Origin of the sequence: Limnospira platensis NIES-39, from assembly GCF_026000695.1 — a bacterium.
Lineage (GTDB): Bacteria > Cyanobacteriota > Cyanobacteriia > Cyanobacteriales > Microcoleaceae > Limnospira > Limnospira platensis.
In genome coordinates, this window is the sequence record NZ_AP026945.1 from 115,482 (window position 1) to 140,520 (window position 25,039).

At 44.2% G+C, this 25,039-nt stretch carries 27 protein-coding genes; 14 read left to right on the forward strand and 13 right to left on the reverse strand.

The window, feature by feature from the left end; translation table 11 throughout:
• Positions 1–38 precede the first annotated feature (38 nt).
• The 4 genes from N39L_RS00600 to N39L_RS00615 form a co-directional block, all read right to left on the reverse strand.
• The gene (locus N39L_RS00600) at positions 39–1,655 is read right to left on the reverse strand and encodes a 2-isopropylmalate synthase (protein ID WP_006618368.1); all 1,617 of its coding nucleotides are present in this window, start codon (positions 1,653–1,655) and stop codon (positions 39–41) included.
• A 33-nt stretch (positions 1,656–1,688) separates the two neighbouring features.
• Positions 1,689–2,210, reverse strand: coding sequence for a LabA-like NYN domain-containing protein (locus tag N39L_RS00605; RefSeq protein ID WP_006618367.1), 522 nt, complete (start codon positions 2,208–2,210; stop codon positions 1,689–1,691).
• Positions 2,211–2,892: 682 nt separating this feature from the next.
• Positions 2,893–3,543 (reverse strand): response regulator transcription factor, encoded by a 651-nt coding sequence (locus tag N39L_RS00610; RefSeq protein ID WP_014273969.1) that lies wholly within the window; start codon positions 3,541–3,543, stop codon positions 2,893–2,895.
• A gap of 154 nt (positions 3,544–3,697) precedes the next feature.
• Positions 3,698–4,150, reverse strand: coding sequence for a (2Fe-2S) ferredoxin domain-containing protein (locus tag N39L_RS00615; protein ID WP_006618365.1), 453 nt, complete (start codon positions 4,148–4,150; stop codon positions 3,698–3,700).
• 316 nt (positions 4,151–4,466) lie between these two features.
• On the opposite strand from N39L_RS00615, the gene groES reads away from it, so the two are divergent.
• The 9 genes from groES to N39L_RS00660 all read left to right on the forward strand — a co-directional run bounded on the left by groES (position 4,467) and on the right by N39L_RS00660 (position 14,399).
• The gene (gene groES / locus N39L_RS00620; protein WP_006618364.1) at positions 4,467–4,778 is read left to right on the forward strand and encodes a co-chaperone GroES; all 312 of its coding nucleotides are present in this window, start codon (positions 4,467–4,469) and stop codon (positions 4,776–4,778) included.
• A 109-nt stretch (positions 4,779–4,887) separates the two neighbouring features.
• Positions 4,888–6,525 carry a chaperonin GroEL gene (gene groL, locus N39L_RS00625; RefSeq protein ID WP_006618363.1) on the forward strand — a complete coding sequence of 546 codons (1,638 nt, stop codon included), beginning with the start codon at positions 4,888–4,890 and terminating at the stop codon, positions 6,523–6,525.
• Between the two features lie 339 nt (positions 6,526–6,864).
• On the forward strand, positions 6,865–7,893 hold the full coding sequence (locus tag N39L_RS00630) for a chlorophyll a/b binding light-harvesting protein (protein WP_006618362.1): 1,029 nt from the start codon (positions 6,865–6,867) through the stop codon (positions 7,891–7,893).
• Positions 7,894–8,234: 341 nt separating this feature from the next.
• Positions 8,235–8,984: an alpha/beta fold hydrolase gene (locus N39L_RS00635; RefSeq protein ID WP_006618361.1), complete on the forward strand. Its 750-nt coding sequence runs from the start codon at positions 8,235–8,237 to the stop codon at positions 8,982–8,984.
• Between the two features lie 84 nt (positions 8,985–9,068).
• Entirely contained in the window at positions 9,069–9,353 is a 285-nt protein-coding gene (locus N39L_RS00640; protein ID WP_006618360.1) for a hypothetical protein, read from the forward strand.
• Between the two features lie 280 nt (positions 9,354–9,633).
• A complete protein-coding gene (locus N39L_RS00645) occupies positions 9,634–12,195 on the forward strand; it encodes an exonuclease domain-containing protein (RefSeq protein WP_014273971.1) in 2,562 nt (853 codons plus the stop codon).
• A 151-nt stretch (positions 12,196–12,346) separates the two neighbouring features.
• Positions 12,347–13,444, forward strand: coding sequence for a magnesium chelatase ATPase subunit I (gene bchI / locus N39L_RS00650; protein ID WP_006618358.1), 1,098 nt, complete (start codon positions 12,347–12,349; stop codon positions 13,442–13,444).
• Between the two features lie 45 nt (positions 13,445–13,489).
• Positions 13,490–13,999 (forward strand): crossover junction endodeoxyribonuclease RuvC, encoded by a 510-nt coding sequence (gene ruvC, locus N39L_RS00655; RefSeq protein ID WP_014273972.1) that lies wholly within the window; start codon positions 13,490–13,492, stop codon positions 13,997–13,999.
• Between the two features lie 16 nt (positions 14,000–14,015).
• Complete coding sequence (locus N39L_RS00660) at positions 14,016–14,399, forward strand: hypothetical protein (protein ID WP_006618356.1); 384 nt, start codon at positions 14,016–14,018, stop codon at positions 14,397–14,399.
• A gap of 53 nt (positions 14,400–14,452) precedes the next feature.
• Here N39L_RS00660 and N39L_RS00665 read toward each other — a convergent pair whose 3' ends face one another.
• Together N39L_RS00665 and def are read right to left on the reverse strand one after the other, a co-directional pair.
• Positions 14,453–14,653 carry a hypothetical protein gene (locus N39L_RS00665; protein ID WP_006618355.1) on the reverse strand — a complete coding sequence of 67 codons (201 nt, stop codon included), beginning with the start codon at positions 14,651–14,653 and terminating at the stop codon, positions 14,453–14,455.
• Between the two features lie 45 nt (positions 14,654–14,698).
• Positions 14,699–15,262, reverse strand: a complete 564-nt coding sequence (gene def, locus N39L_RS00670; RefSeq protein ID WP_006618354.1) for a peptide deformylase — start codon at positions 15,260–15,262, stop codon at positions 14,699–14,701.
• On the opposite strand from def, the gene N39L_RS00675 reads away from it, so the two are divergent.
• Both N39L_RS00675 and N39L_RS00680 read left to right on the forward strand, forming a co-directional pair.
• Positions 15,261–15,449 carry a hypothetical protein gene (locus tag N39L_RS00675; protein ID WP_006618353.1) on the forward strand — a complete coding sequence of 63 codons (189 nt, stop codon included), beginning with the start codon at positions 15,261–15,263 and terminating at the stop codon, positions 15,447–15,449. The genes def and N39L_RS00675 overlap by 2 nt on opposite strands.
• 419 nt (positions 15,450–15,868) lie before the next feature.
• Positions 15,869–16,195 carry a hypothetical protein gene (locus N39L_RS00680; protein ID WP_006618352.1) on the forward strand — a complete coding sequence of 109 codons (327 nt, stop codon included), beginning with the start codon at positions 15,869–15,871 and terminating at the stop codon, positions 16,193–16,195.
• Here N39L_RS00680 and N39L_RS00685 read toward each other — a convergent pair whose 3' ends face one another.
• Positions 16,196–16,648 carry a hypothetical protein gene (locus N39L_RS00685; RefSeq protein ID WP_014273973.1) on the reverse strand — a complete coding sequence of 151 codons (453 nt, stop codon included), beginning with the start codon at positions 16,646–16,648 and terminating at the stop codon, positions 16,196–16,198.
• 204 nt (positions 16,649–16,852) lie between these two features.
• On the opposite strand from N39L_RS00685, the gene N39L_RS00690 reads away from it, so the two are divergent.
• The 3 genes from N39L_RS00690 to N39L_RS00700 all read left to right on the forward strand — a co-directional run bounded on the left by N39L_RS00690 (position 16,853) and on the right by N39L_RS00700 (position 19,168).
• The gene (locus N39L_RS00690; RefSeq protein WP_006617419.1) at positions 16,853–17,476 is read left to right on the forward strand and encodes an esterase/lipase family protein; all 624 of its coding nucleotides are present in this window, start codon (positions 16,853–16,855) and stop codon (positions 17,474–17,476) included.
• A gap of 6 nt (positions 17,477–17,482) precedes the next feature.
• Positions 17,483–18,280 carry a TIGR00297 family protein gene (locus N39L_RS00695; protein WP_006617418.1) on the forward strand — a complete coding sequence of 266 codons (798 nt, stop codon included), beginning with the start codon at positions 17,483–17,485 and terminating at the stop codon, positions 18,278–18,280.
• Positions 18,281–18,403: 123 nt separating this feature from the next.
• Positions 18,404–19,168 carry a peptidylprolyl isomerase gene (locus tag N39L_RS00700; protein ID WP_014273974.1) on the forward strand — a complete coding sequence of 255 codons (765 nt, stop codon included), beginning with the start codon at positions 18,404–18,406 and terminating at the stop codon, positions 19,166–19,168.
• 1 nt (position 19,169) lies between these two features.
• Here the strand turns inward: N39L_RS00700 and N39L_RS00705 are convergent, their stop codons facing one another.
• The 6 genes from N39L_RS00705 to N39L_RS00730 form a co-directional block, all read right to left on the reverse strand.
• Complete coding sequence (locus N39L_RS00705; RefSeq protein ID WP_043467858.1) at positions 19,170–20,828, reverse strand: alpha/beta hydrolase; 1,659 nt, start codon at positions 20,826–20,828, stop codon at positions 19,170–19,172.
• Positions 20,829–21,195: 367 nt separating this feature from the next.
• Positions 21,196–21,546: a photosystem II reaction center protein Psb28 gene (gene psb28 / locus N39L_RS00710; protein ID WP_006617415.1), complete on the reverse strand. Its 351-nt coding sequence runs from the start codon at positions 21,544–21,546 to the stop codon at positions 21,196–21,198.
• Between the two features lie 80 nt (positions 21,547–21,626).
• Positions 21,627–22,898 carry a hypothetical protein gene (locus N39L_RS00715; RefSeq protein ID WP_006617414.1) on the reverse strand — a complete coding sequence of 424 codons (1,272 nt, stop codon included), beginning with the start codon at positions 22,896–22,898 and terminating at the stop codon, positions 21,627–21,629.
• Between the two features lie 31 nt (positions 22,899–22,929).
• Positions 22,930–23,358: an NUDIX hydrolase gene (locus N39L_RS00720; protein WP_006617413.1), complete on the reverse strand. Its 429-nt coding sequence runs from the start codon at positions 23,356–23,358 to the stop codon at positions 22,930–22,932.
• A 38-nt stretch (positions 23,359–23,396) separates the two neighbouring features.
• On the reverse strand, positions 23,397–23,855 hold the full coding sequence (locus tag N39L_RS00725) for a DUF3531 family protein (protein ID WP_006617412.1): 459 nt from the start codon (positions 23,853–23,855) through the stop codon (positions 23,397–23,399).
• 132 nt (positions 23,856–23,987) lie between these two features.
• Complete coding sequence (locus tag N39L_RS00730) at positions 23,988–24,986, reverse strand: Sll0314/Alr1548 family TPR repeat-containing protein (RefSeq protein WP_006617411.1); 999 nt, start codon at positions 24,984–24,986, stop codon at positions 23,988–23,990.
• Between the last annotated feature and the right edge of the window lie 53 nt (positions 24,987–25,039).

Sequence of the window (25,039 nt, forward strand, 5' to 3'; positions counted from 1 at the left end):
GGACAAATCCCCAACCCTCTCCCATGAAAATTAACCCTTTAAACACTAATAACAGATTGGCGATCGCCCACCTGATTAGATTTTGGTTCTAGGGAAGATTGTAGGCGATTGAGAGCATTAATGTAAGCCTGAGCAGAAGCTACGATAATGTCAGTATTAGCAGCATGACCAGAAAAGACTCGTCCTTGATAGCGTAAGCGAATAGTAACCTCTCCGATCGCATCAATTCCCGCAGTTACTGACTGTACCGCAAACTCAATCAACTCATTAGGAACATTAACCACCCGGTTAATAGCTTTATAAACCGCATCCACCGGACCAGTTCCCGTAGCCGCGTCAGTCAACTCTTGACCTTCAGGAGTTCTGAGGGTAACAGTCGCCGTAGGACGAGCATTATTTCCACATGACACCTGTACTAACTCCAGGCGGAACAATTCTGGGGTTTGTTGAATTTCATCATTAACAATGGCTTCAATATCCCAGTTAGTGACTTCTTTTTTCTTGTCAGCCACATCTTTAAATCGGACAAAAGCCTTATTAATCTCATCATCAGACAGGTCAAAACCCAACTCCTGTAGACGATTTTGGAAGGCATGGCGGCCGGAATGTTTACCTAAGACAATCAGGTTATCATTCAATCCAATGGATTGAGCATCCATGATTTCATAGGTTAACTTATTTTTGAGAACTCCATCTTGGTGAATTCCCGACTCGTGAGCGAAGGCATTAGCACCGACAATGGCCTTATTCGGCTGTACTAACATCCCCGTTAGGTTAGATACCAGACGGGAAGTTTTGTAAATCTCACGGGTATTAATATTGGTGATGGGAACTTCTGAGTCAGCCGGACGACCGAAGAAGGGGTTAAAGAATTGTCGGCGCACATGGAGAGCCATAACTAACTCTTCTAGGGCTGCATTTCCGGCACGCTCTCCGATACCATTAATAGTACATTCGAGTTGTCGTGCGCCATTTTTAACGGCTTCTAGGAAGTTAGCCACCGCTAACCCTAGGTCGTTGTGACCGTGGACGGAGATAATGGCTTGATCGATATTGGGGACGTTTTCTTTAATTCCGCGAATTAAACCGCCAAATTCTGAGGGGGTGGTGTAGCCGACAGTATCGGGAATATTAACTGTTGTCGCACCAGCGGCGATCGCTCTTTCTAAAACTTGATAGAGAAATTCGGGGTCAGAGCGTCCAGCGTCCTCTGGAGAAAATTCGATATCCTCACATAACGATTTAGCATAGGCTACCATCTCGCTGGTGATGTCTAGGACTTCCTGGCGAGTCTTTTTGAGTTTGTATTTCAGGTGAATATCAGAGGTAGCAATAAAAGTATGAATGCGGGGATGAGCCGCCGGTTTCAGAGCCTTAGCCGCCGCTTCAATATCAGCCTTGACAGACCGAGCTAGACTACATATAATCGGACCGTTTTCGGTTCCTACGGTTTCCGCAATGCGTTGTACGGCTTCAAAGTCTCCGCTACTGGCGATCGCAAACCCGGCTTCAATTACATCTACTCCTAAACGCGCTAGTTGTCGAGCAATCACTAGCTTTTCATCAACGTTTAAGGTAGCTCCTGGGCATTGTTCTCCGTCCCGTAGGGTAGTATCAAAAATAATTACCCGATCTGGGTGGGGTTGAATAGTCATTGGTGTAAATCCTCCCATAGTCAACAGTTTAACTTAATAGTCGATTTTCTCAATCTGGTCTCGGATGTCGTTAAGATCTATATAGCGATCGGTAGCGTTGCGTAGTTCCCTCGCAATCATTCCTTCTGTGGAAACCACGGTGATATGAGTATTTTTAGAACGTAGCAACTCAATAGCTCGCTCAAAATCACCATCTCCGCTAAACAACACTACGCGATCGTATTGATCTACCGTATTAAACATATCGACCACAATTTCAATGTCCAGATTTGCCTTTTGAGAATACCTACCTGAACTATCATCATAGTATTCTTTTAAAATTTTGGTGCGGACTGTATATCCTAGGCTAATCAAGGCATCCCGAAACCCCCTTTGGTCTTGAGGGTCTTTGAGTCCCGTGTACCAGAAAGCATTAATAAAAATCAGATCGGCTTGTTCATGTTTAAAATAGTCCAAAACCCTTCGGGGATCAAAAAACCAGCCGTTTTTTTGTTGAGCGTAGAACATATTGTTACCGTCTACAAAAATAGATAGACGGTTTCTCAAGTTAGGCATACAAACTAAAGACCTAATATTTGTAGTAAAGAATTTAAACTAGATACTTTATCTTAGCACGTGAATACTCACTAAGTTTAACCCGAATCTCTGACAAGATTGATATGTCATATCAGAGCCTATAATCGAACCTATGCCTAGGTTTTACTATCCTCCAATAGGCTAACAAAACCCTAATTTTCGAGTTGTCAGAACCATATAAAAATATCATATTGGCTGTTCAATATCCTAATTTTACGAGAGTTTTACCTGAGTTTCACCTTTGATTATATTAGCTGCAATTGAAATCACTACTAGCCGATCTTACCCTCCTTTCAATGGCGGTTATGATCTTCAGGAGTTTAGTTAAAGCCAGACCAACAGCGAGCCACAGTAGTATCTTACTGCTAAAGTTAGTCAGCGAGCCATCAAGGTCTAAGATATAGCCAGTGCGACCGAGTGATTTCTGTGGTAGGTAATAATGCCATACTGGACTGATGACTGGACACCACAAACGCCACTAACTGACGAAATACCTAACTGGTACATTCGTAGCATGGGCGGCGCTTTGGCTGAAACTGACTAATAGTAGTGTTTTCTGGTCTCAATTTAAAATATAGAAGTCCGATTATGACCCTCATAATAGTATACAGTGTTGTGCGATCAACTTGCGCCAGCGATCGCCCCACTCAGCAGAAAACCCCTACATTTCTTGACTCTCCAAAGCCCAGCGAGCTAGTTGGGTGCGGTTATGAAGTCCAGTTTTACCTAACATATTACTGATATGGCTTTCAATAGTCCGCTGGCTGACTTCCATAATTTTGGAGATTTCTCGGTTTCCCTTTCCCTTGGCTACCAACTCAACCACCTTTAACTCTGTTGGGGTCAACTCCACCCCAGAGCGAACTTTAATTTTTGGGGAGGTTCCGATGACGGATTTACGATATCGGGTTAGACGTTCAGTTTGTCGCAGAGATGACTCTACCTGAGCCATTAGTTCTTCTGGATCAAAAGGCTTGACCATATACACATCAGCCCCGGTATTGAGGCCTTTAACCCGGTCTTCGCTTTGTCCTTTGGCGGATAGGAAAATTACCGGAATCCAACCAAATTGGGAATTTTCCCGGATTAGCTTGACTAGGGTATAGCCATCCATCTCCGGCATCATAATGTCACAAATTATTAATTCTGGCACTTCTTCTTCCAGTTTTTCGAGGGCTTTTTGACCATTTTCGGCAATGGTGACTTGATACCCTCGCAACTCCAGATAATCGCTGACCAAAATCACGAGGTTAGGATCATCGTCTACTAGCATAAGTCGCCTTGGTTCCGGTGCGACAGTATTTTGGTTCATTGTTCCGTTGGAGATATGATCTAGTTGGGGGACTATTAACAGTTTGGGTGAACTTCCTAGGGGCAGCAGTATACAGGGGGTTTTACCCTATGATATCTTAAAATTCAACCATGCCAGCTAGAATCGGACTCCTTACCCTGTCAGTGACTGATAATCAACTGTTGTTTTCTAGCTCAGATAAACTTAATGGGTGGCTGAGAAAGGCGTACTCCTCTACAACACTAGACCCGATTAGGTGTTCTTGAATAATCCGTTCAATCACTTCGGGAGTGGCGGATCTATACCAAACACCATCGGGATATACTACTAAAATTGGCCCTTGACAACACACCCGCAAACAATTGGCTTTGGTTCTAAATATACAACCGGGATGGTCGGCTGTGGGACGGTCTAGGTTTAGTTCTTTGAGCCGATTTTTTAGATAATTCCAAGATTCGATACTAGCTGACTTGGAGCAGCATTTGGGGTGGGTTTGGTCAGCGCATAGGAATATGTGACGCTGAATTTGCGATAAGCCTAGGTTCTTAACTGTCGCGGATAGGGACCCTCCTTCGCAATACTGGGGGTTTTCAGTTTCCGGTTCTGGGTTTTGAGGATGTTCAATCATGGAATTACGGATAATGATACCTGAGACTCGATTATCCATTATACGGGAGACATGGGAAACAGTGGCAAGTTCGCACTCAGCACTAAATTTTCGGCTATTTTCACTTTTCACTACCGGATCTGTTCGGGAACCCGTACAGTTGATGCTGTTGCGATCGCCTCACTCGATTAGGTAAATTAGCACTCAGAGGTTGAGAGTGCTAAAAACATCAGATGGACATTCGACCGAGATGGGCAAACTTGAGACAGTTTCCCGTTCGTGGGGTCTAAATGCTGTTAACTCTCACCCCCAGTGTTTGAAAATAGGAGGTAATTGAATGGCTGCTGTCTCTCTTAGTGTTTCTACGGTTAAACCCCTTGGCGAGCGCGTTTTCGTTAAGGTCAGTGCTTCAGAAGAAAAAACTGCAGGCGGAATTCTCCTGCCGGACACTGCTAAAGAAAAACCCCAGGTTGGCGAAATCGTAGCCGCTGGACCGGGACGACGCAATGATGATGGCTCCCGCTGCGAAATGGAAGTCAAAGTCGGCGACAAAGTTCTGTATTCCAAATACGCCGGAACTGACATTAAACTCGGTGGCGATGAATACGTCCTGTTAGCCGAAAAAGACATTCTGGCGATCGTCAACTAAACCGTCAACTAATAACTATCCCACATTTTGACTCTTCTGTGGGTGTCTCAGCGTGAAAGCTGATTCACAATCCTTTGTAGTATCCGAATAGCAACTGAAATAGGAACCTATGGCAAAACGTATTATATACAACGAAAATGCTCGTCGCGCCCTCGAACGTGGTATGGACATCTTGGCTGAGTCCGTAGCCGTTACTCTCGGACCAAAAGGCCGTAACGTAGTCCTGGAAAAGAAATTTGGCGCACCCCAAATCGTTAACGACGGGGTGACGATCGCCAAAGAAATCGAACTCGAAGATAACATTGAGAATACTGGTGTAGCCCTGATTCGTCAAGCGGCTTCTAAAACCAACGATGCGGCTGGAGATGGAACCACCACTGCAACGGTTCTCGCCCATGCCATGGTTAAAGAAGGACTGCGGAACGTAGCAGCCGGAGCTAACCCCATTGAACTGAAACGGGGAATTGATAAAGCGACAGCTTTCTTGGTAGACAGAATTGCTGAACACGCTCGCCCTGTGGAAGATTCTAAAGCGATCGCTCAAGTTGGTACCATCTCTGCTGGTAACGACGAAGAAGTTGGTCAGATGATCGCTGAAGCCATGGACAAAGTGGGTAAAGAGGGCGTGATTTCCCTCGAAGAAGGTAAGTCCATGACTACCGAACTGGAAATCACCGAAGGTATGCGCTTTGATAAGGGCTATATCTCCCCTTACTTCGCTACCGATACCGAGCGCATGGAAGCTATCCTCGATGAACCTTATATCCTGCTCACCGATAAAAAAATTACCTTGGTTCAGGATTTAGTTCCGGTTCTCGAACAAGTAGCTCGCTCTAGTCGTCCTCTGTTAATCATTGCTGAGGATATCGAAAAAGAAGCCCTGGCTACCCTCGTGGTTAACCGCCTGCGCGGTGTGCTGAATGTGGCTGCTGTTAAAGCTCCTGGTTTTGGCGATCGCCGCAAAGCCATGTTAGAAGATATTGCAGTTCTCACCGGTGGTCAAGTCATCACTGAGGATGCTGGTCTGAAACTGGAAAGCACCAAGATTGATATGCTTGGTAAAGCTCGCCGCATCACCATCACCAAAGACAACACCACCATTGTTGCTGAAGGTAACGAAGCTGGCGTTAAAGCTCGTTGTGAGCAGCTACGCCGTCAAATGGAAGAAACCGAGTCTTCCTATGACAAAGAGAAACTACAAGAGCGTCTGGCTAAATTGGCTGGTGGTGTAGCAGTTATCAAAGTTGGTGCTGCGACAGAAACCGAAATGAAAGACCGCAAACTGCGCCTCGAAGATGCCATCAACGCCACCAAAGCTGCTGTTGAGGAAGGAATTGTGCCCGGTGGTGGTACAACTCTGGCTCACTTGGCTCCCCAGTTGGAAGAGTGGGCGACCAGCAACCAATTGACTGGTGAGGCTCTCACCGGTGCTATGATTGTCGCTCGCGCTCTGTTGTCTCCCCTGAAACGGATCGCTGAAAATGCTGGCGAAAATGGCGCTGTCGTCGCTGAACGGGTGAAAGAAAAATCCTTTGATGTCGGCTACAATGCAGCCAATGGCGAATATGTCAATATGTTCGAGGCTGGTATTGTTGACCCCGCCAAAGTCACTCGCTCTGCTCTCCAAAATGCCGCTTCTATCGCTGGCATGGTCTTAACTACCGAGTGTATCGTCGCTGACAAACCAGAACCCAAAGACAACGCCGCTCCCGCTGGCGCTGGCATGGGTGGCGACTTCGACTACTAAAATTTCAGTTAAGATATCAGTTAAGGTTTGGGGCCGCCTTTGGCTTCGCCCCCCCTTAATCAAAAACCAGGGACTCCGATACCATCGGGGTCTTTTTTTGTGCATGGCCATCTTAATTGATAATTAATACTTGTAGTTTGCGACTGAATTATTGATTATTGATAATAAATTTAGCCAATATCTAGGGGTAATTTGGCTTAAATCATTGATATATATGGCTTTTGGCTATTCGTAACAAAACTTAACTTGCGTTTTATTGAAAGTTATTTACAATAAGTCTTAATAGCTTATTGAGATACTTATGCAATAAGCTGGGAAGATGTATAACGTTGTAGCACTATGCAGACTTACGAAAATCCAAGCGTCAAATATGACTGGTGGGCGGGTAATGCCCGCTTTGCTAACCTGTCTGGGCTATTTATTGCCGCCCACGTTGCTCAATCAGCCTTAATTGCATTTTGGGCCGGAGCCTTTACCCTGTTTGAGGTTTCCTGGTTCGACCCCAGCCTACCAATGGGCGAACAAGGGTTAATTCTGCTACCTCACCTAGCCACCCTGGGATTAGGTGTCGGGGATGGTGGACAAGTGGTAGATACTTACCCTTTCTTTGTGGTGGGAGCCGTTCATTTAATCTCCTCAGCCGTATTAGGTGCCGGAGCGCTATTTCACACCTTTAAAGCACCCGAAGATTTAAAAACCGCCCAGGGTCAAGCCAAGAAATTTCATTTTGATTGGGAAGACCCAAAACAGTTGGGCTTAATTTTAGGGCATCACTTACTGTTTTTAGGTATGGGAGCCTTATTGCTAGTCGCCAAAGCTATGTATTTTGGCGGACTGTATGATGCAGCAACTCAAACCGTCCGTCTGGTAACAGAGCCTACCCTTAACCCCGCAACTATCTATGGCTATCAAACCCATTTTGCCACTATCGATAACCTTGAAGATTTAGTTGGCGGTCATATTTATGTAGGGGTGATGCTCATTGCTGGCGGTGTTTGGCATATCTTGGTTCCCCCCCTCAAATGGGCGAAAAAAGTCCTGATTTTTTCAGGAGAAGCTATCCTCTCTTACTCCTTGGGTGGCATTGCTTTAGCCGGTTTTGTGGCAGCTTATTTCTGCGCTGTGAATACTTTGGCTTATCCTGTGGAGTTCTACGGTCCGCCCCTAGATATTAAACTCGGAATTGCGCCTTACTTTGCAGATACAACCGTCCTACCCATGGGCGCTCATACCCCCCGCTGTTGGTTAGCTAATGCTCATTTCTTCTTAGCATTCTTCTTCCTACAAGGACATCTTTGGCACGCTCTGAGAGCCTTGGGATTTGATTTTCGTCGGGTTGAACGAGCTTTAAACTCTATTGAGGTTTAAGTCTGAGTAAGTCCCCCCTAGACGGGTGGGTGGATGGGTCAGTGTCATCTCTTGATATCTATTGACTCATCCACTACTCGATTAGAGATGACTTACCCCCGCGTCTCATATCCTTTAGCAAATGGGAATAGGTTAAATGAATTGTCCTTGTTGCTCTGGAGAATTACTGCTACATTTTAGCCATCATGGCTTATATTGGCAATGCCAAAATTGTCGCCTGACTTTGCCAGCTTCAGAAAGTGTTGACCGACTCTTATTTGAGGCTAGTTATTCAGAAAAACACTCCCCTACTTGCCCTCATTAATCGATACAATTGCCGGAAATATCATTAGGAGAAATTCATGGCTGTCTTACATGATGCAGTTTGGTTAAATGTCAGCCCAGCTTTACAAGAGTTTAACCAACCCTGCTTAAATTTTTTGTCTCACTCGGCTTATATTAGCCAATATAGGTATTATCTGAGTCTGGATGAACCGCTGTCATTTAATCCGCCGTTAATTTGGCTCCATAACTATCTGAAAAATTGTGATTATCCTGTGCATTTAATTGGGCATGGTATTAGTGGATTGTTGGGGTTATTATATGCTCGTCAACATCCGGAAATGGTGCGATCGCTTACTTTGATTTCTGTGGGTTTTTATCCGTCTGTTGATTGGCAGGCTCATTATTATGTACAACGACAGCTTCTCAATTGTGGTCAAGAAAAACTGTTAAATCAAACGGTTTATAACCTGTTTGGGTTTCAATGTCCTCCCATTACTAAAAAATTGATGGGGATTTTAAAAGAGGATCTGATTAGTTCCCTGTCTCCCCATAGTTTATATAAACGGGTGAGTTTTTCTCCTGGTGGTGTCCCGGTTCCTTTACTGGTATGTAGAGGGGAACATGACCTGGTTATTGACCAGAATTTATGGCAGGGGTGGGAAAGGTTTTTTAAACCATGCGATCGCCTTTGGCAATGTCCAGATAGTCGCTATTTTTGCCATTATTTTTATCCGCAAAAAGTCGGTGAGACTATTGTTAATTTTTGGGATGATCTCCTTGGTTTTTCAGATTATCTCTGCTCCGAAGATGCTCTGATTTATGACTGAATAATATATCCAATAATTCCAACTCATTCCAGTTATAGGAGACCCTTCCTTTGCTAAAAAAATCAATTTTCCCAGGAGATAGTCATGTCTGAAACCGCATTAACGCCAATTAATCTCATCTTTCCATTGTTTATATCCATAACCTTGATGGGATTTATTTACTCATCTATTATCGCCATTAAAGATGGTGTTAAAAACGTTAAAAAACTCCATGATATCCCCTGTAGTCGCTGCGCTTTTTTTACGGGAGACTATCGCTTAAAATGTACCGTTCATCCCTGTAAAGCCTTATCAGAAGAAGCCATTAATTGTAGAGATTTTGAATTAAACACCGGTCCTGCGCCGAACCGACCACCTTTGGTAAAATAACATAGTAGCATAGTCGGGTGTTGAAGATTTTTGGCGATCGCCCCTGACTTAACTCTAGGGGAATGAGACTACTTCTTAGTCTTCATTCCCTTTTTTGCTGTCAGAACGCCAGGTTGGGGATTTTTTGAGCCAACCTTAAACCTGTGGTATCCACACAATCATTAAGAATTGTAAATTGTGATTGCTTAAAATGCCAGTAAATGCCTATAATTTACTTTTGGCTAAAAATAGGAGACTAGGAGAAATGGGTTGGCAAAAAATATAATTATCTATACTTCACATGACCAGGGATAACTACCACCTAAATACAAGTTCGTTTATTGTATTAGATACAGAAGGGAGAGACAGCTTAACGGAAGTGGCGCTGGTGGATAATCAGGGAGCAATTTTGTATCACGCATTTGTCGCCAAAAACCACCCAGAACCGACATTGAGACTGCATCAGGAAACACTGCTAGATATAGTTAAACAAGTCGATAATCTGTGCCATAATCAAGTCATAATCTGCCATCATGCAGAACATGACCAACGGATATTAAAACGCAGCTTTAAACAAGTCGAAATTTCCTATCCAAATTATCAATTTATCTGTACCTGTAAGTTAGCCAAAAAGCAGTTACCAAACCTTCCCGACTATGGATTAAGTTACTTATGCAAAACGTTAGATTTGCGATTAAACCGCCAGAGATTTGACGATCGCCATGCTCACAGTGCTAGTTATGATGCACAATTTACCTACCAACTTTATAGTTATTTAAACTCCTTAAAATCACCAGTCATGTCTGAAAATATTGCCGAACTATACCAGAATACCCCTAATCCTTTCAGCAGTATTCGAGTCAATACACCCTTTGAATATCACCCGGACTATGGGGATATTTACAGCCATCAATTTGACACCCTAAAAGCCGTCATTCATGAAATCAAACAATCCCCCAACCATCAAAGCCAGGGAGCCATAGTTCTGGGAGAACCAGGTTCTGGTAAAACCCATTTAATGATGCGACTGGCTCAAGAAGTCCTGAAGACAAACCGCCTATTTTTTATCCGCCACCCGACTAATGCTAAGGCGGTGAACTACCATACATATACCAGAATCCTAGAATCTTTTTCCGAAAAAATTCCCCAGAAGAAGCTGACGCAACTCGAACAGTTTTTTGCCAAAAGTTTTGTTAATATTCTGAGCCAAACTGACTGGGTAAATAGCGACAAAGGTAAACTAATGATCGCTAAATTACAGAATGATAACCTCTCGCTATATGAACGGGTAGGAAAGCCAGGAACAGACCGCTATCGGCAAAATTGGGACGCGATAGAAAAGAAAATTTTGGCGTGGTGGCGGGCTAAATATGGACTCTCCACGGACTATAGTTCCCAAGTATTAAAAGGGATTATGCGGTTCTGTCGGTATACGGAAATTAGCCGAAAAAACCTGGTGCGCCATTGGTTATCTGGGAATGGAGATGCTGACTTATCCGAAGAATTAAACCAGGTGGGATTAACACCCTGGGGGGAAGATTTTAACCGGGAAGAATTTGCCCTAGAGGCTATCAAAACCCTAGGTCAACTGTCGCTACTAGATGAACCACTGATCCTAATTTTTGACCAACTGGAGTCCCTATTTGATACACGCCACGAATCAACTTTAGCAAGTTTCGGTTCGACAGTGAAGGAAATTTTAACCCACGTTCCCAATAGCTTAATTATTCTGAATTTATTTCCTGACCGTTGGGAGCGTTTTCAAGAACAATTTGATGGTTCGGTGATAGACCGAGTTTCTCAGTCTGTGGTGACATTGGAAAGACCATCTAAAGCACAACTGCATCAATTACTCAAAACTCTCTGTCAGCTAAAAACTGAAACTAATTCCCCTCACGCTACGGTTGATATTGGACTGCTCTTCACGAAACAGGAACTCGCAGAAATTGTCAATCAACCCTCAATTCGCGCAGTTATTAAACGTGCTTCTGATTACTTCCGCCATAAGGTGCAGGGTGTTCCCCTACCGCGAATTATTCCACCTCGGAACCCTATAGCAGTGGAGGCGGTGCAGTTTAAACAGGAATTACAAGCTATTTATAAAGCGGTAGGAGAGGCGATTAAAAAATTTGATAATCTGACTCTCTCTCCCATTGAAAAGCCATTAGCAGAAACAGATGAACCTGAATTAGATTTTGTGGATTTGCCTAACGAACAAACAGGGGAAGATGCGACGGAAGCACGACCAACAGAGCCGGAACCTGCAATAAAAGCTGATTATGAATCGGAAAAAGTTGTCGATGTTCAATTAGATGAATATTGGAAAAACCTGTTAAACCAATGGGAAAAGGACTATGATAAACCTCGCGTTATCAGTGATATGGATGATGTGGGAAAACTGATGTCGATTGTTTCTGCATTTACTAACCGATATCCGATGAAGGTTGAACAACTGTCATTTGGCAAGCTGACCATCCCAGAGCATTTGTGTATTAAAACAGGTCAACAAACTTATGTGCTGGCATTTTTACACGGTTCAGGGAGTGCGTTTACTGCGAGAATGAAAAATTTTAATCGCTTGGTTCTTGCTCATAAAAAAATGCGGTTTCGGTTAATGCGGGATGCTGTGGAACCGCCGATAAGGGGAGATGTTGGTCTGCGAGAAATTCAGAAACTTGATGCGGTTAACAATGGGGAATATGTGATTATGGAAAGGAGCGATCGCATTATGTTTGAGTGTATATATCAAGCGATTATTGATTGGGAAAATCGCGAGTTTCCTGTGGGGATAACCCTGGAAGATATAGTTGATTTTTTGTCAATGAAACTGCCAGATTATTGGTTAATTAAGTGCCTGAGTTAATGGTAGAATGGGGGAAGCGATCGCCCAGTATCCCCTCAAGAAGTGGTCTGACCAGTTGCGCCTGGTCCGAACCCGTCTTTAATTAGGACTAACGCGATCGCCCCAATATGAGACAATAGAAAACGGTATACCGGAAACTAGAGAAACAATTGTGAGTCCAACAGCCGTCACAACTGATACAGCCAAAACATCCCAGACCAGCCGTCGCGCCGTTTTTCCCTTTACGGCGATCGTTGGTCAAGAAGAAATGAAATTAGCCCTGCTGCTGAACGTGATTGACCCCAAGATCGGCGGCGTAATGATTATGGGCGATCGGGGTACGGGTAAATCCACCACCATTCGCGCCCTAGCTGACCTGCTACCGGAAATAGAGGTCATAGCCGACGACCCCTTTAACAGTCACCCCAGCGATCCTGAAATGATGAGTGATGTCGTCCGAGAACGTATAAGTTTATCGGAGTCCCTCCCCGTCGCCCGTCGCAAGGTGCAAATGATCGACCTACCCCTAGGGGCGACAGAAGACCGCGTTTGTGGAACCATTGACATTGAAAAAGCCTTGGCTGAAGGGGTAAAAGCCTTTGAACCGGGACTATTAGCCAAAGCCAATAGGGGTATCCTCTACGTTGACGAGGTAAACCTTCTCGACGATCACCTGGTCGATGTCCTACTCGACTCCGCCGCCAGTGGTTGGAATACCGTGGAAAGAGAAGGCATTTCTATCCGCCACCCAGCCCGTTTTGTCCTCGTGGGTTCAGGAAACCCAGAAGAAGGGGAATTGCGACCCCAATTATTAGACCGCTTTGGAATGCACGCGGAAATTCGCACGGTGAAAGAACCTAGTCTGCGCGTGAAAATTGTGGAACAGCGGACAGCCTTTGACCAAAACCCGCCGGAGTTCTTAGGAGAGTATCAACTATCCCAGGAAGAACTACAACGGCGCATAGTAGAAGCCCAAGAGAGACTATCCGGGGTTAATATTGATTATGATCTGCGGGTGAAAATCTCCCAGGTCTGCTCAGAATTAGATGTAGATGGACTGCGGGGAGATATTGTCACTAACAGGGCGGCGAAGGCTTTAGCTGCCTTTGAAGGGGCTACAGAGGTCACTGTTGACCATATTGGTCGGGTGATTACTTTGTGTCTGCGCCACCGACTGCGGAAAGATCCCTTAGAGTCTATTGATTCTGGTAACAAAGTCCAGAAGGTGTTTCGCCAAGTGTTTGGATTACCCGAACCTGATCAAAATTAGTTAACAACATCACAGGCAACTTTGCCTGTGTTACTGTATCGGGTTATGGTAGTTCGGATTATGGGGTTGGACCCAGGATTGGCAACTTTGGGGTTTGGGATTATTGAATGTCAAACTGGCGAGGCTGGGGGAAGGTCTTTGTTCTCGGTGATTGACTTTGGGGCGATTCAAACTGAGGCTCATCAACCCCTGGGCGATCGCCTACAAACTATTTATGCTGACCTCCATACCCTACTCGAACAATGGCAACCGGATCTTGTCGGTGTCGAAAAATTGTTTTTTTACCGCATGGGAAATACGATCGCAGTGGCTCAAGCTAGGGGGGTTTTGGTGTTGGTTTTGGCTCAACGACACCTTCCTATATTTGAGTTGACCCCGGCTCAGATTAAACAAGCATTGACCGGATATGGTAATGCTAAAAAATATCAGGTGCAAGAAGCCGTAGCTAGGGAGTTAAACTTACAGGCGATACCTAAGCCCGATGATGCGGCGGATGCTTTGGCGATCGCTTTGGCGACTTGGTTTGATCATGATCGGGTTTCCGATTTAATTTAAAGCTGATTGATAATCTATGTCTAATCTCATTCTGACTTCTCAAGAAATTGCTCAATTTCGTTCCCAATTGGCTGAATATTCCTCAGCATTACAAGCCTTAGATATGATTGAAGACTGCGAGGGTGATATCGAAGATGCCGCGATTTCTATGGCGATTAATGTCGGTCAATCCCCCACTACATCAGAAAATTGGCTTGATGGTTTAGCCAAGCGCCACCGAGTTACTATCTGTGAACCTACCTATCAAGAGGATTTATTGCAGTCTAATATAGCCCCGATAGTCGCCCATTTAATTTACCAAAATCAATGCCCGCCCCTACTGGTAACTCCCGTGGTTATTTATGTGTTAAAAACTGGGATTGAACAATTTTGTGAACCTTTAAAATACAAAAAAATTTAACTTGTAAATTCCGACCGTAGAGCCTTAACCCTACGGTCTTTGGGCGTGTTGGTCTACTGATTGGCGCGGGCATCTTGAACCGCTGCCCAAAATAGTATCACAGATAGGGGTATACTCAAGGCTAGAATAATCCCTGTGATTAATCCCCCTAATTCTGGTTCCCCAGAGGAAAGTTCAAAAATTGAACCAACGGCGGCGATCGCTGTAATACACGATCCGGCTAATAATAAACCACTTTTTGGCGTTCCAACCATGATCAGTTTTGACCCCACATTATTTAACTTGTTCAGTAACCGGTGCTATTTAACAGGCTTGACCGCTTTCGGAGAAAACTTATATTTAGCCAATTCCTCATTCAGGGCTAATTGATTGTCAACGCGATCGACAAATAATACCCCCTGTAGGTGGTCAATTTCATGTTGAATGGCGCGACAAAGTAACTCAGTCGCCAATATAGTCCTAGGACGGCCGTTTTCATCCTTAAAGGTAACTTCTACTTCTTCTGGACGCACGACATCCATATAAACCCCTGGAATACTTAAACATCCTTCCTGGAAAGGTGATAACTCCCGGCTTGACTTTTTGATGGTCGGGTTAATCAACACTAGGGGGGGAGTCGCTGCATTATCGGGTTCACAGTCAATCACGATTACCTGTTTGTGTACCCCTACTTGAGGCGCGGCTAGACCAATACCATCGGCACTATACATGGTTTGTAACATCTCGCGCACCAGTTGCCGAATTTCATCGTCAATGCGCGAAACCCGTTTGGCTGGCTGTCGTAAAACGCGATCGCCTAAATAGTGAATATCCAGGGGGGTTTTTTCTAACTTTTGTTTTTCCACCAGAACTTGAGAGGTCATGACATCCTTACTCGCTTTCGTTAACACTTATTCATATTTGATTTTAGATCGCAATCGGGGTTTGGGAGAGCGATCGCTACATATTGGCTCTCAGTATCGTGGCCAATATTCTCAATCACCCCCAAATAAACCCATACAAGCGCCGCCGAAAAATCGACCGGGAGCCCCAAAACTAACCAATAATTAAATTTTTGCTAAGTTTTCCCGTTTTTAGGCCAAATCAGTTTACGTTTTAGTCTTTTATGGCCATAATTGACTCTGGATCAAAAAATCCACCAGCTTGCGGCTGATGGATAACTCACCTATTCGTAGCATCTCAGTTGTTAATGTATCAGTTCCCAGCTATTTTGACATCACCTGACTGGGTGATATTGCGTAACTGAATATGCTTCAAACAGGGGGGATATTCTTGATCTACCCTAAACTAGGGAGTCCCACGGTTTACCTCCTCCTGTTTTTGCCCTCCTAGGTGAACTTTCACCGCTTGACCTAGAAAGTAGACAATTCAGATTCTGGCTGGAGTCCCCATTGACTCCATATCTGTAGTTCTCCATCCTAGGTAATAAGCTCAAAATCTTCCTCAATTCATTCTCAGGAGATTAAGACATGGCATCTCTCACCTATTTGGCTCACCTAAGACAAAAAAGTGATCTCATCAACAGCCCCACCTGTGCATATCCCAACAACCCATCACCAGTTGAACATAAGCAGCACAACTCCCTTAGCTACACCCCTAGTAACCAAGAACTTAAACGCTTTATTGGTTGTAAAGCTGGGGAGGTGATCAAACAGATGAGGGCTTGGGGTTATCACCAAGTTACCCTCAACATTCCCCAAAACTTGATATCAGTCAAGACAGACCAAGGCTCGATCAATTTCCAGCTTTTGTCCTATGACACCATTATTGCCAATGTCAATTGGGACTTATCTTAATTATTTCGAGGACATCTGACGTGCCATATCCCTAAACATATTCATGTTGGGACCGGGACGACGACGATTAGCCGTAGACTTGGGAAGTAAGTAGTCTGTAGCAAATGTCATCCCCTCCGGCGTTTTGCTCATACCACCATTTAGGGGCGCAGAGGATGAGGCTACCTTAGCCACAGCAGCAGGGGCTGGAGTAGCAGCTACATTAGCCTTTGCTGCTTCTGGGGATTTCTTGGCTACAGATTTCTTGGTTTTTTCTGGCTTTTCAGCTTTGGGGGCTTCAGCTTTCGGGGCTTCAGCTTTGGGGGCTTCAGCTTTGGGGGCTTCAGCTTTGGGGGCTTCAGCTTTGGGGGCTACAGTTGGACTCGGTTCTGCTGTGGTTCCCTTAGCCTCATCAAACTCTAAAAAATAATCAGATTTTTTACTACGTCCAAACAGTTTACCAATGGCTAACATTAAACCTACTCCGTTCAGTTTTTAGAAAATTGACACTCATTAGCTAATCACAAGTTAGATTTCAGATTAAAATTATCGGCAAGATTTGTCCACAATTGTTTACAAAACTTTACACAAACCCCATTTATGAGGGTGATTTGTGACAAAAAGAGACAAAATCGACAGAATTATTTACACTGATTCACAAATTCTCATAATTGCCAGATGAACAACAATCAAGCCTGTAATCCGGTTTTACTGATTCATGGTATTTTCGACACGATCGCCATTTTCCGAGTTATGTCTAAGCACCTGAGACAAAAGGGCTGGGAGGTGCATAGCTTCAACCTGTGTCCCAATTACGGATTAAGTAGCATAGAATGCCTAGCAGAGCAAATTGTCGAATATGCTGATCAAAACTTTGCCCCCAATCAACCCTTTGACCTGGTAGGTTTTAGTATGGGGGGAATTGTCAGTCGCTACTATGTACAGAAGCTAGGGGGAATTGAACGAGTCCAAAGGTTAATCACCATTTCTTCCCCCCATAACGGAACTATGACAGCTAACTTCTATCCAACCAAGGCGGCGGCGCAAATGCGCCCCAACAGCCCCCTACTGTTAGATTTGAATAATAATATAGGAATGCTCGATCGCCTCAATTTTACCTCAATCTGGACTAAATTTGATCTGATGATTGTTCCGGCGAACAGTTCACACCTGAATTGGGGGGAGGAAATTATCCTTGATGTCCGACTACACGCTTGGATGGTTAAAGATCCCAACTGTATCACAGCAGTGGAGAAGGCTTTGAGAACTCCCCTAAAATTCCCACAAAGCAAAGTGATTTAAAATCTTATGTATCCACAGCTATCATTATTATCGAATCCACCGGTAGCAGCGATCGCTATTAATACCCTACTATTGGGAATTGTCGCCCTACTACCCAAAAAACTCTTAACCCCCTCTGGTATTGTACACGCTTGGATTTTAGGGGTGTTGGTCTGGGTAAGTCTCCAAGGACCCGGATATATGGTGGTGGGGTTTTATTTCGTTATCGGATCATCCGTGACCCGCATTGGGATGGCTGAAAAAGAGGCGGCGGGTATAGCCGAAAAGCGATCGGGTGCTAGGGGGCCAGAAAATGTCTGGGGATCTGCCTTAACTGCGGCACTTTGTGCTGTGGGAGTTTTGGGGTTAAAGTGGCTGATGGCTGATAGTCCCATAACTGCGATCGCCACACCTTTACTGATGTTAGGATATGTTGCCAGTTTCAGCACTAAACTCTCTGATACCTGTGCCTCAGAGGTCGGTAAAGCCTATGGAAAACGAACTTTCTTAATTACTACCATGCAGCCAGTCCCGCGCGGTACAGAAGGCGCTATCAGCCTAGAAGGAACTGTGGCTGGTGTGGTAGCATCCCTAGCCATGGCTATGGTGGGCTGGTCAGTGGGTTTAATTGATGCCATAGGGCTGTTATGGTGTATAATAGCAGCGTTTATCGCTACTAACCTGGAAAGCCTGATCGGTGCTACTTGGCAGGGTCAGGTTGAATGGCTTACCAATGAAGTTGTCAATTTTATCAATACCCTAATTGGGGCGATCGTTGCTATCCTGTTAGCAGTTGTCTATTTTCAACTCCCGATTCAGTTTTAAACCGCCAGATTAGCCCAGTATATAGCACACCAAAATCTGAGATAATTGCTATATTAGGGGGGGATGAAGTCTGGGGTGTATACTCCAGTTAGATTAACAACCAAGTTCAAATTATTTTTACCTATGTCTCAACCATTTTTGACCATTAATGATAACGACTCTATTACCCTGAGTCAATCATTACAATATCTACAAAATTCGGGAAAATTGCAGGAATTTCTGGCTAATATTCTCAGGCAATATGTAATTGATAAAGAACTGCAATCTCGCGATGACACAAACTCCAATGCAGCCGCCATTGAGCAAGCCGTGATTAATTTCCGCCTGGAACGTAATCTCAGCGACCCCCAAGCCTTCCAAACTTGGCTCGATGAAAACCGCTTGACCTACAAAAGTTTTCATGATCAGGTTTCCAATGGGTTTAAACGGGAAACTCTCAAACTCGCAGTAGTTAAAGAGAATTTGGAGGAATATTTCCAAGAACGCAAACCGTTTTTAGATTCCGTAGTCATGTCACGAATTGTGGTTGATGACTATGAAATGGCTCAAAGTTTAAAAAGCAAAATTGACTCAGGAGAGGGCAGTTTTGAGGCTTTAGCACGGGAATATTCCGTCACCACAGAACGCCGGGTTAATGGCATGATGGGAGCGGTAAGTAAAGCCACATTACCAGATACGTTAAAACCTACGATTGAAGGGGCTAAGGTGGGTCAAATTATCGGACCTTTTGAAGTCGAAGGGCGCTGGTGTTTGTTTAGAATTGAAGAATTTATCGAGGTGACTTTGGAAACCAAAGGCATTAAAAAACAGTTGCAGGATGAATTGTTCGATCGCTGGATGAATGAACAACTCAAAACCCTGACGGTGAAAATGCAAATTGGTGATTAATTTAGGGCTGCTGGAAAGCTCTTTCCAGTTGTTCAGGAGTCAACTCCTCCAAAATGGTCATCTGAAACACGCTGGAACCTATAGTATTTAGATAAGCCTCATTTAAGTAATTGCGGTTATCTAACTCTCGGCGTATATGTAGGTTAAAAAAAGTCAGGCTGAGGGCTTTTAAATAGGGATAGGCGAGGTTAGGGTCAGGACCAATAATTTCTGGGGGGATGGGTACTTGTCCCCCCTCTTCTTGCAAAAAGGAGAAATGAGTCCCTCTCTCAAATAACACTAGGATGTTGTCGGAGTTGGTTAACCAGGTGAAAGGCTTAATTTGTTCTGCAATAGCTGGGGTAATATAATCATTGGTTCCTGATACGATCGCCAGGGGAATATTAATAGCAGCCATTCCACCTTCACCAAAGACTAAGCTGGTAAAGGGGTTAATAGCGATCGCCGCCTTAATTCTAGGGTCCCGAAAGTTCTGACGTTCTAAAGCCACTTCCAAAGCTCGACATTGGAGGATAATTGATAAATTGAGGGTAATGCGCTGATTGGAAAGATCACGACAATACTGGCTGAGTATTTGGGGATTTAATTTCGCTCCCGCTAAGGCTAACACCGTATACCCCCCAAAAGATTGACCAACTACGCCAACATTTTCCAAATCTAAATTTTCTCGCCAAAATGGGTCAGAAGCTGATTTTTCTTCCAGTAAGTCTAGTAAATAGCTAATATCTGTGGGGCGATCGGCAAATTCTGAAGAGTTGGGAGGTTCCTCGAAACCTTGTAAAAATCCTTCAAAACGATTAGCACTGGTGGCGATATGTTCGGGAATGGCTACCGCAAAACCGTGAGAAGCGAGATGTTCGGCTAAATAGTTAAAGGTTTTTGGGTCTGACCCTAACCCGTGGGAAATAATAATTAGGGGTGCGGGTCTGTTTATGTTTTCTGGTAAGTATAAAAACAGTGGCGAAGGGCGATCGCGATTAGGATTGAAAAATACTACCTCTGCTTCTCTCCAGCTATAGGGTCCCATATCGCGAGGGTTAGGAATCGTAAATCTTTGTTGCTCTGTCAGGTTAGCAGTCTTTTCGCCCCTCTCCTGCTGTGATATTTGCTCGATAATTGTCTGATTTCTAAATAACACCTGACTTGTTTCCTGGATCACATGGATACTAAAATCTAAATCAATGCGAATTTGAGCATCAGGAAACTCCTGTAGAATACCCATAATGGTTAGACCTTCTGGACGTTTAGAGGCTTGGGCGATCGCTGTTTTTAGAGCCATATAACCATTTTCTCCGCTGACCGTGTTCACCACTCTACCCATGCGCCGCAAAATGGTTTCTCCCGTTGGTGAATTTAAAAACCGATCTATACTCCAAGGGCTGGCTTCAAAAGGGGATTTTAAAGCTCTTCTTAATCCTTCGGTATCCTGGATATTCAGTAAATAACCATACACAAATAAAAGCGGTGTACTCTCCCCAGACTCGACAAATTTTTCCAGGTCAGCTATGGCAATTGAGGTGTTCGCTATACCATAGGATATGACCATCTCCTCGGCGCTGTGAGCAGGGCTTAATGATGCGATCGCGCTCAAAACTACAGAAGATAAACCCACCCCAAATATTTGCGATACAGACGAAAACCATTTACCAGTCACAGCCATAAATTTCAATGAATTAATTTTATAATAACTTTCGCTAATATATCAACCCGAATCGATTTAATTTTTAAAAGATTGTTAAGAATTGATACATTTTTATTGAAAATTGCTTGCAAAAAGTTGACGAGATTATAGGGGTTGTGGTATCCTCGAAGAAATCGTTACCAAGGGCTTATTGTGTCTTCATCCCCAAATAAAGCCTACAACCCTTATTCTATCGTAATCCAGAATATTATCTCGGCAAAATTTAAAATTCCCGATGCACGAGTTTTACGAGAAAATCGGAGCGTCATTTTCCACCCTATTGACAAAAACCCAATTTTGTGATATGCAAGCCCCGTCCTCTGAAAAGGGCGGGGTTGTTAACAAATCAATTGGCATTATACTCAAAGCCATGGTCATCAGCGTAGCGATGCAAAAATCTCATCACCCGCCCAAAAATATCCTCAGAATGAACCTCAAAAGTACATTCGGCTTTCGAGAGTTCGTCATCTCCTACATAGAAGAACTTAACACCTGTGGGACTGACGCGGATTTCTCCTTCCTCATCCCGGAGCCATAAATGGCTAATTTGTTTGCGATAAGCCCTGAGTTTTTCGATCGCCTTGAGTTGATTAAAGACTAAAACGACAATCTTGGTGTTGCTGTCTCGGCGTTTGCGGAGGCTAACCCCACCGAGTTCCTCGTCAAGTCCATCGATAAACTGGATAGATGTAGACACAGCCTATTCCTCCATAGACTTTAGTCCGAGTTTAACTCTGAATTAAGTACAAACACTCAAAACCTCATAAAACTTAACTCTTAGGGGTTAGAGAAACTGTTGATTCTACCACCACCAATCACGCGACCGGGAGTGCTGCGAGGAGCAGTAAAGGGGGCCTGTTGCTGAATCACTTGATTTTGATTATTTGGGTTTAAATTGGTGGGACCTACCACATAGTTATTGGGATTAGGGGTGGCAGGCTGAAAGTTGGAAAAACCAGAATTGTCCGTCTGAGGCTGATTACGCCCAAAAGGATTAGTTCCGGTGTAGTTATATTGTCCGTGGGGGTTAGCGCGGTTGGGGGGTAGCACAGGGGCTGGTGGTACACCACCTGGCTGGGTTCCAGATAATGGCTGAGGTAGGGAACGGTTAGTTTGATATGGGTTGGGGGCTACATCAACAGTGGCTGCATTAGTTCCATCAATAGGAGCTACAGTTCTGGGAACCACCCAACTCGCTTCGGGAATTTGAACTGGGGGTGCGTATGCGGGTAGAGGAATACCAGAGGCGGTGTTGGTGTTATTATCCCCATTTGTCGATGATGGGGTAGCCACCTGACTATTGCTGCTTCCAGTGACTATCAGAGGGTTGAACATCCCTTGAGTTGGGGTTTGGGTTTCGCCTTCGGATTCACTTGTCGATGATGAGAAAGACTGACCCATCGCCGCCTGTAGTGGGGTGGGTGCTAAGGGGGAGTTAGTTAGGGTTTCTTGATTGTCCTGGTCAGTTGAGTTTCCCCACCCTAATAAACCAAAGGATCCGGGTCTATTATTTTGGGTATTTTGGGTATTTTGCAGAGCCTGGCTGGTAGCATTAAAGGGACTGGTGGCTGTGGGTTCGGGGAATGGTTCAGGTAGGGTGCTGGTTATTTCAGTGGGTCGTGAGTTTCTGGAACTCTCAGTTTGGGTATTTTGATCAGACCTAGAGTTACGGCGGCGAACTTCCTCGAATACGTCTTCTCCGCCTTGGATAGGATTGTTAAATAGGCTAACATCCTCAGGGGAGTTTCGGCGTAATTCTTCGATTAGTAAGCCTGAACTGTCAATTTCGGCAGCGATCGCCAATTCTTCGGGAGATAGTCCGCTTTCGGAGGTTTCCGATTCCCAGTCAATCCGATAGAGTTCGGGATTTTCTGAGACTTCCCATACAAATATACTCACTAGGGAAATTACACCAATGGGTCCCCACACCCTCGGCTGGGCGATCGCCTTGAGTTTGGCAATGATCGGGTTAACTGGTTTTTCAACTTGATCGTGGTTGTGGTCGTGATGTTGATAGGGTTGTTGATGATGGTGTTGTTGATGTGACATGATGGATCACCTATTGAGTACAAGGACAGGACTACCCCAGGAATTTGATAAAGCCTTCAGGAACAAGTTGAGCTTCTCCTGACTTAAATCTCTCCACCCGAACCCATAGGGCTAATTTTTGGCGATCGCCTTCCTTAAAGGGGATTTGCTCCTGTTGATAAAATTGGCGATCAACAAATTTACATCTATACAGTTGAATAATTTCATGCCCCTGACTACCATTATAAACGAAAATGCTTTCCAGGCAATCTAGGTATTCTATATCAGTAATTTCCGCGTTGAGTTCTTCGAGAAATTCCCTTTGGAGTGCATCTCGACTATGTTCGCCAAAATCTACACCTCCTCCTAAAGCACGATAAAAGGTTATTTGTTTTTCCTGGTCGTATCCCTGAGACACCAAAATGCGATCGTTATCCTCAATTAATCCTAGTGCAATTACCCTAATTTTCTGTTTAGCCATGATTCGATTGTACTCTAATGAGATTTGAGGGGAACAATTCAAGAGATGCGATCGTTAGCAAAATCAGGATCATGACGATCATTGGAAACGGGCCAATCTTGATTTTGTCCGCCAATAATGAACTCTTCTATGGTGACATAATCATCACTCAGTTGTTCCAAAGAATTAATCAAAACATCCAAAGCGAAAGCATCACTGGTTCCCAAATCAAACCAACAACGCGCCCACAGTCCCTCATATTCTACTTCCCCCATATTGTGCATTAGTGCCATCATAGCATCACGATTTCTTTCATTTTCATAGGTCATATAATTGAGGTCAACACCCACTTCTTGCACCTGCATTTTTTCGGCATTAAAGCCCCCCAATTTACCCAACAAAAACCAGGAATTCAGAACCTCCTCAATATACTGTCTTTCTACCATGGAAGGAATCGTGCTAAACCTTAACCAAATCCAGATATCAAATTGATTAAACTCTCGAAACTTTACATCCATGAGACCAGATTAAACCTCTCTATTTTTGGTGATGATTAAGGTAGATAACCCCCCAGTCTGCCATTATATTACCGGAAATAACCGGAAATTATCGGGGATGACAGATAAATTGAGGGGGTGTTGATCAGCCTGTTATAAAGGCGGTAACTGAGTGGGTCCCCATAAGCCATTAGTATCTCTGATGGTATTGCGTAGGGGATGACAAGGGCGGTCTAGGCTATCAATATTATTAAGAGTTTTGCACTGCTCATAAAAAATCTGAGCCACGGTCAGCTTAGGAAGTTGATCAGGTTGTGATAATGCTACATTAAAGCTCTGGTAAGCAGCATCCAATAGCTGAGGGTTATTTTTCTGCCTACCCATAGAGGCGAGAATCTGAGCTTTGAGATAGAACAATTCTGGATGAAAAGGCACTTCTTCTAAGGCTTGGTTAACCATAGTTAAAGCCCGGTCTAATTGGTCAAGATCTCGATAGGCGATCGCAATTCCCCAAAGGGCGAGATAACGAGGACCAGCGTAACGTTGCAGGCGCTCTACAGCAGCCATGGGGTCAGAAAAGGGCAAATTTAAACCCAGAAATAAATCCATATATCCCTTGAGCAAATTTAGCTCTGGGTCTTGAGGATCAATTTGTTCGGCGGCGTTCATCAATCGTAGCACAGTTTGCAGCTTATTTAAAGCCTGGGGAGCCCCCTTAATAGTTCCTTGAGTTTGGACAATATAAGCACCCTCTAAAAAATGACCCACCGCCATATAAAGATTTCCCCGTAGAGGGTCAGAAACCATAAGAGATTGAGCAGTTTGCAGAGTTAGGTCGGCGTAGCGTTTCATAGCATCCCAGTCTTGAGCCTGATAAGCTAGAGAGGCTTGGAGAGCAAAAACCATTGGTTCATTAGTACCAAGCTGTTCAGCCTGTTTGAGGTACTTTTGCGCCTCAACATAGTGTCCTCGCTCAAACATAGCCCGAAAGGCGGCTTCGGTTTGCTCACCCATAACCCTAGGATTATTAGTGCGGAAGGGGTCAGCCGCAGTAGCAGTTAAAGATAACAGAGCGATCGCAATAGGGGTAATACCAAACAGGGTGATAGTTTTGGGGTGAATGGATTTTATAAGATTTGATAAGCTAATCATAGGGATCTTTCCTTGAAAATGCTAATGGGCTGGAGTTTTACCAAAATTTAGCC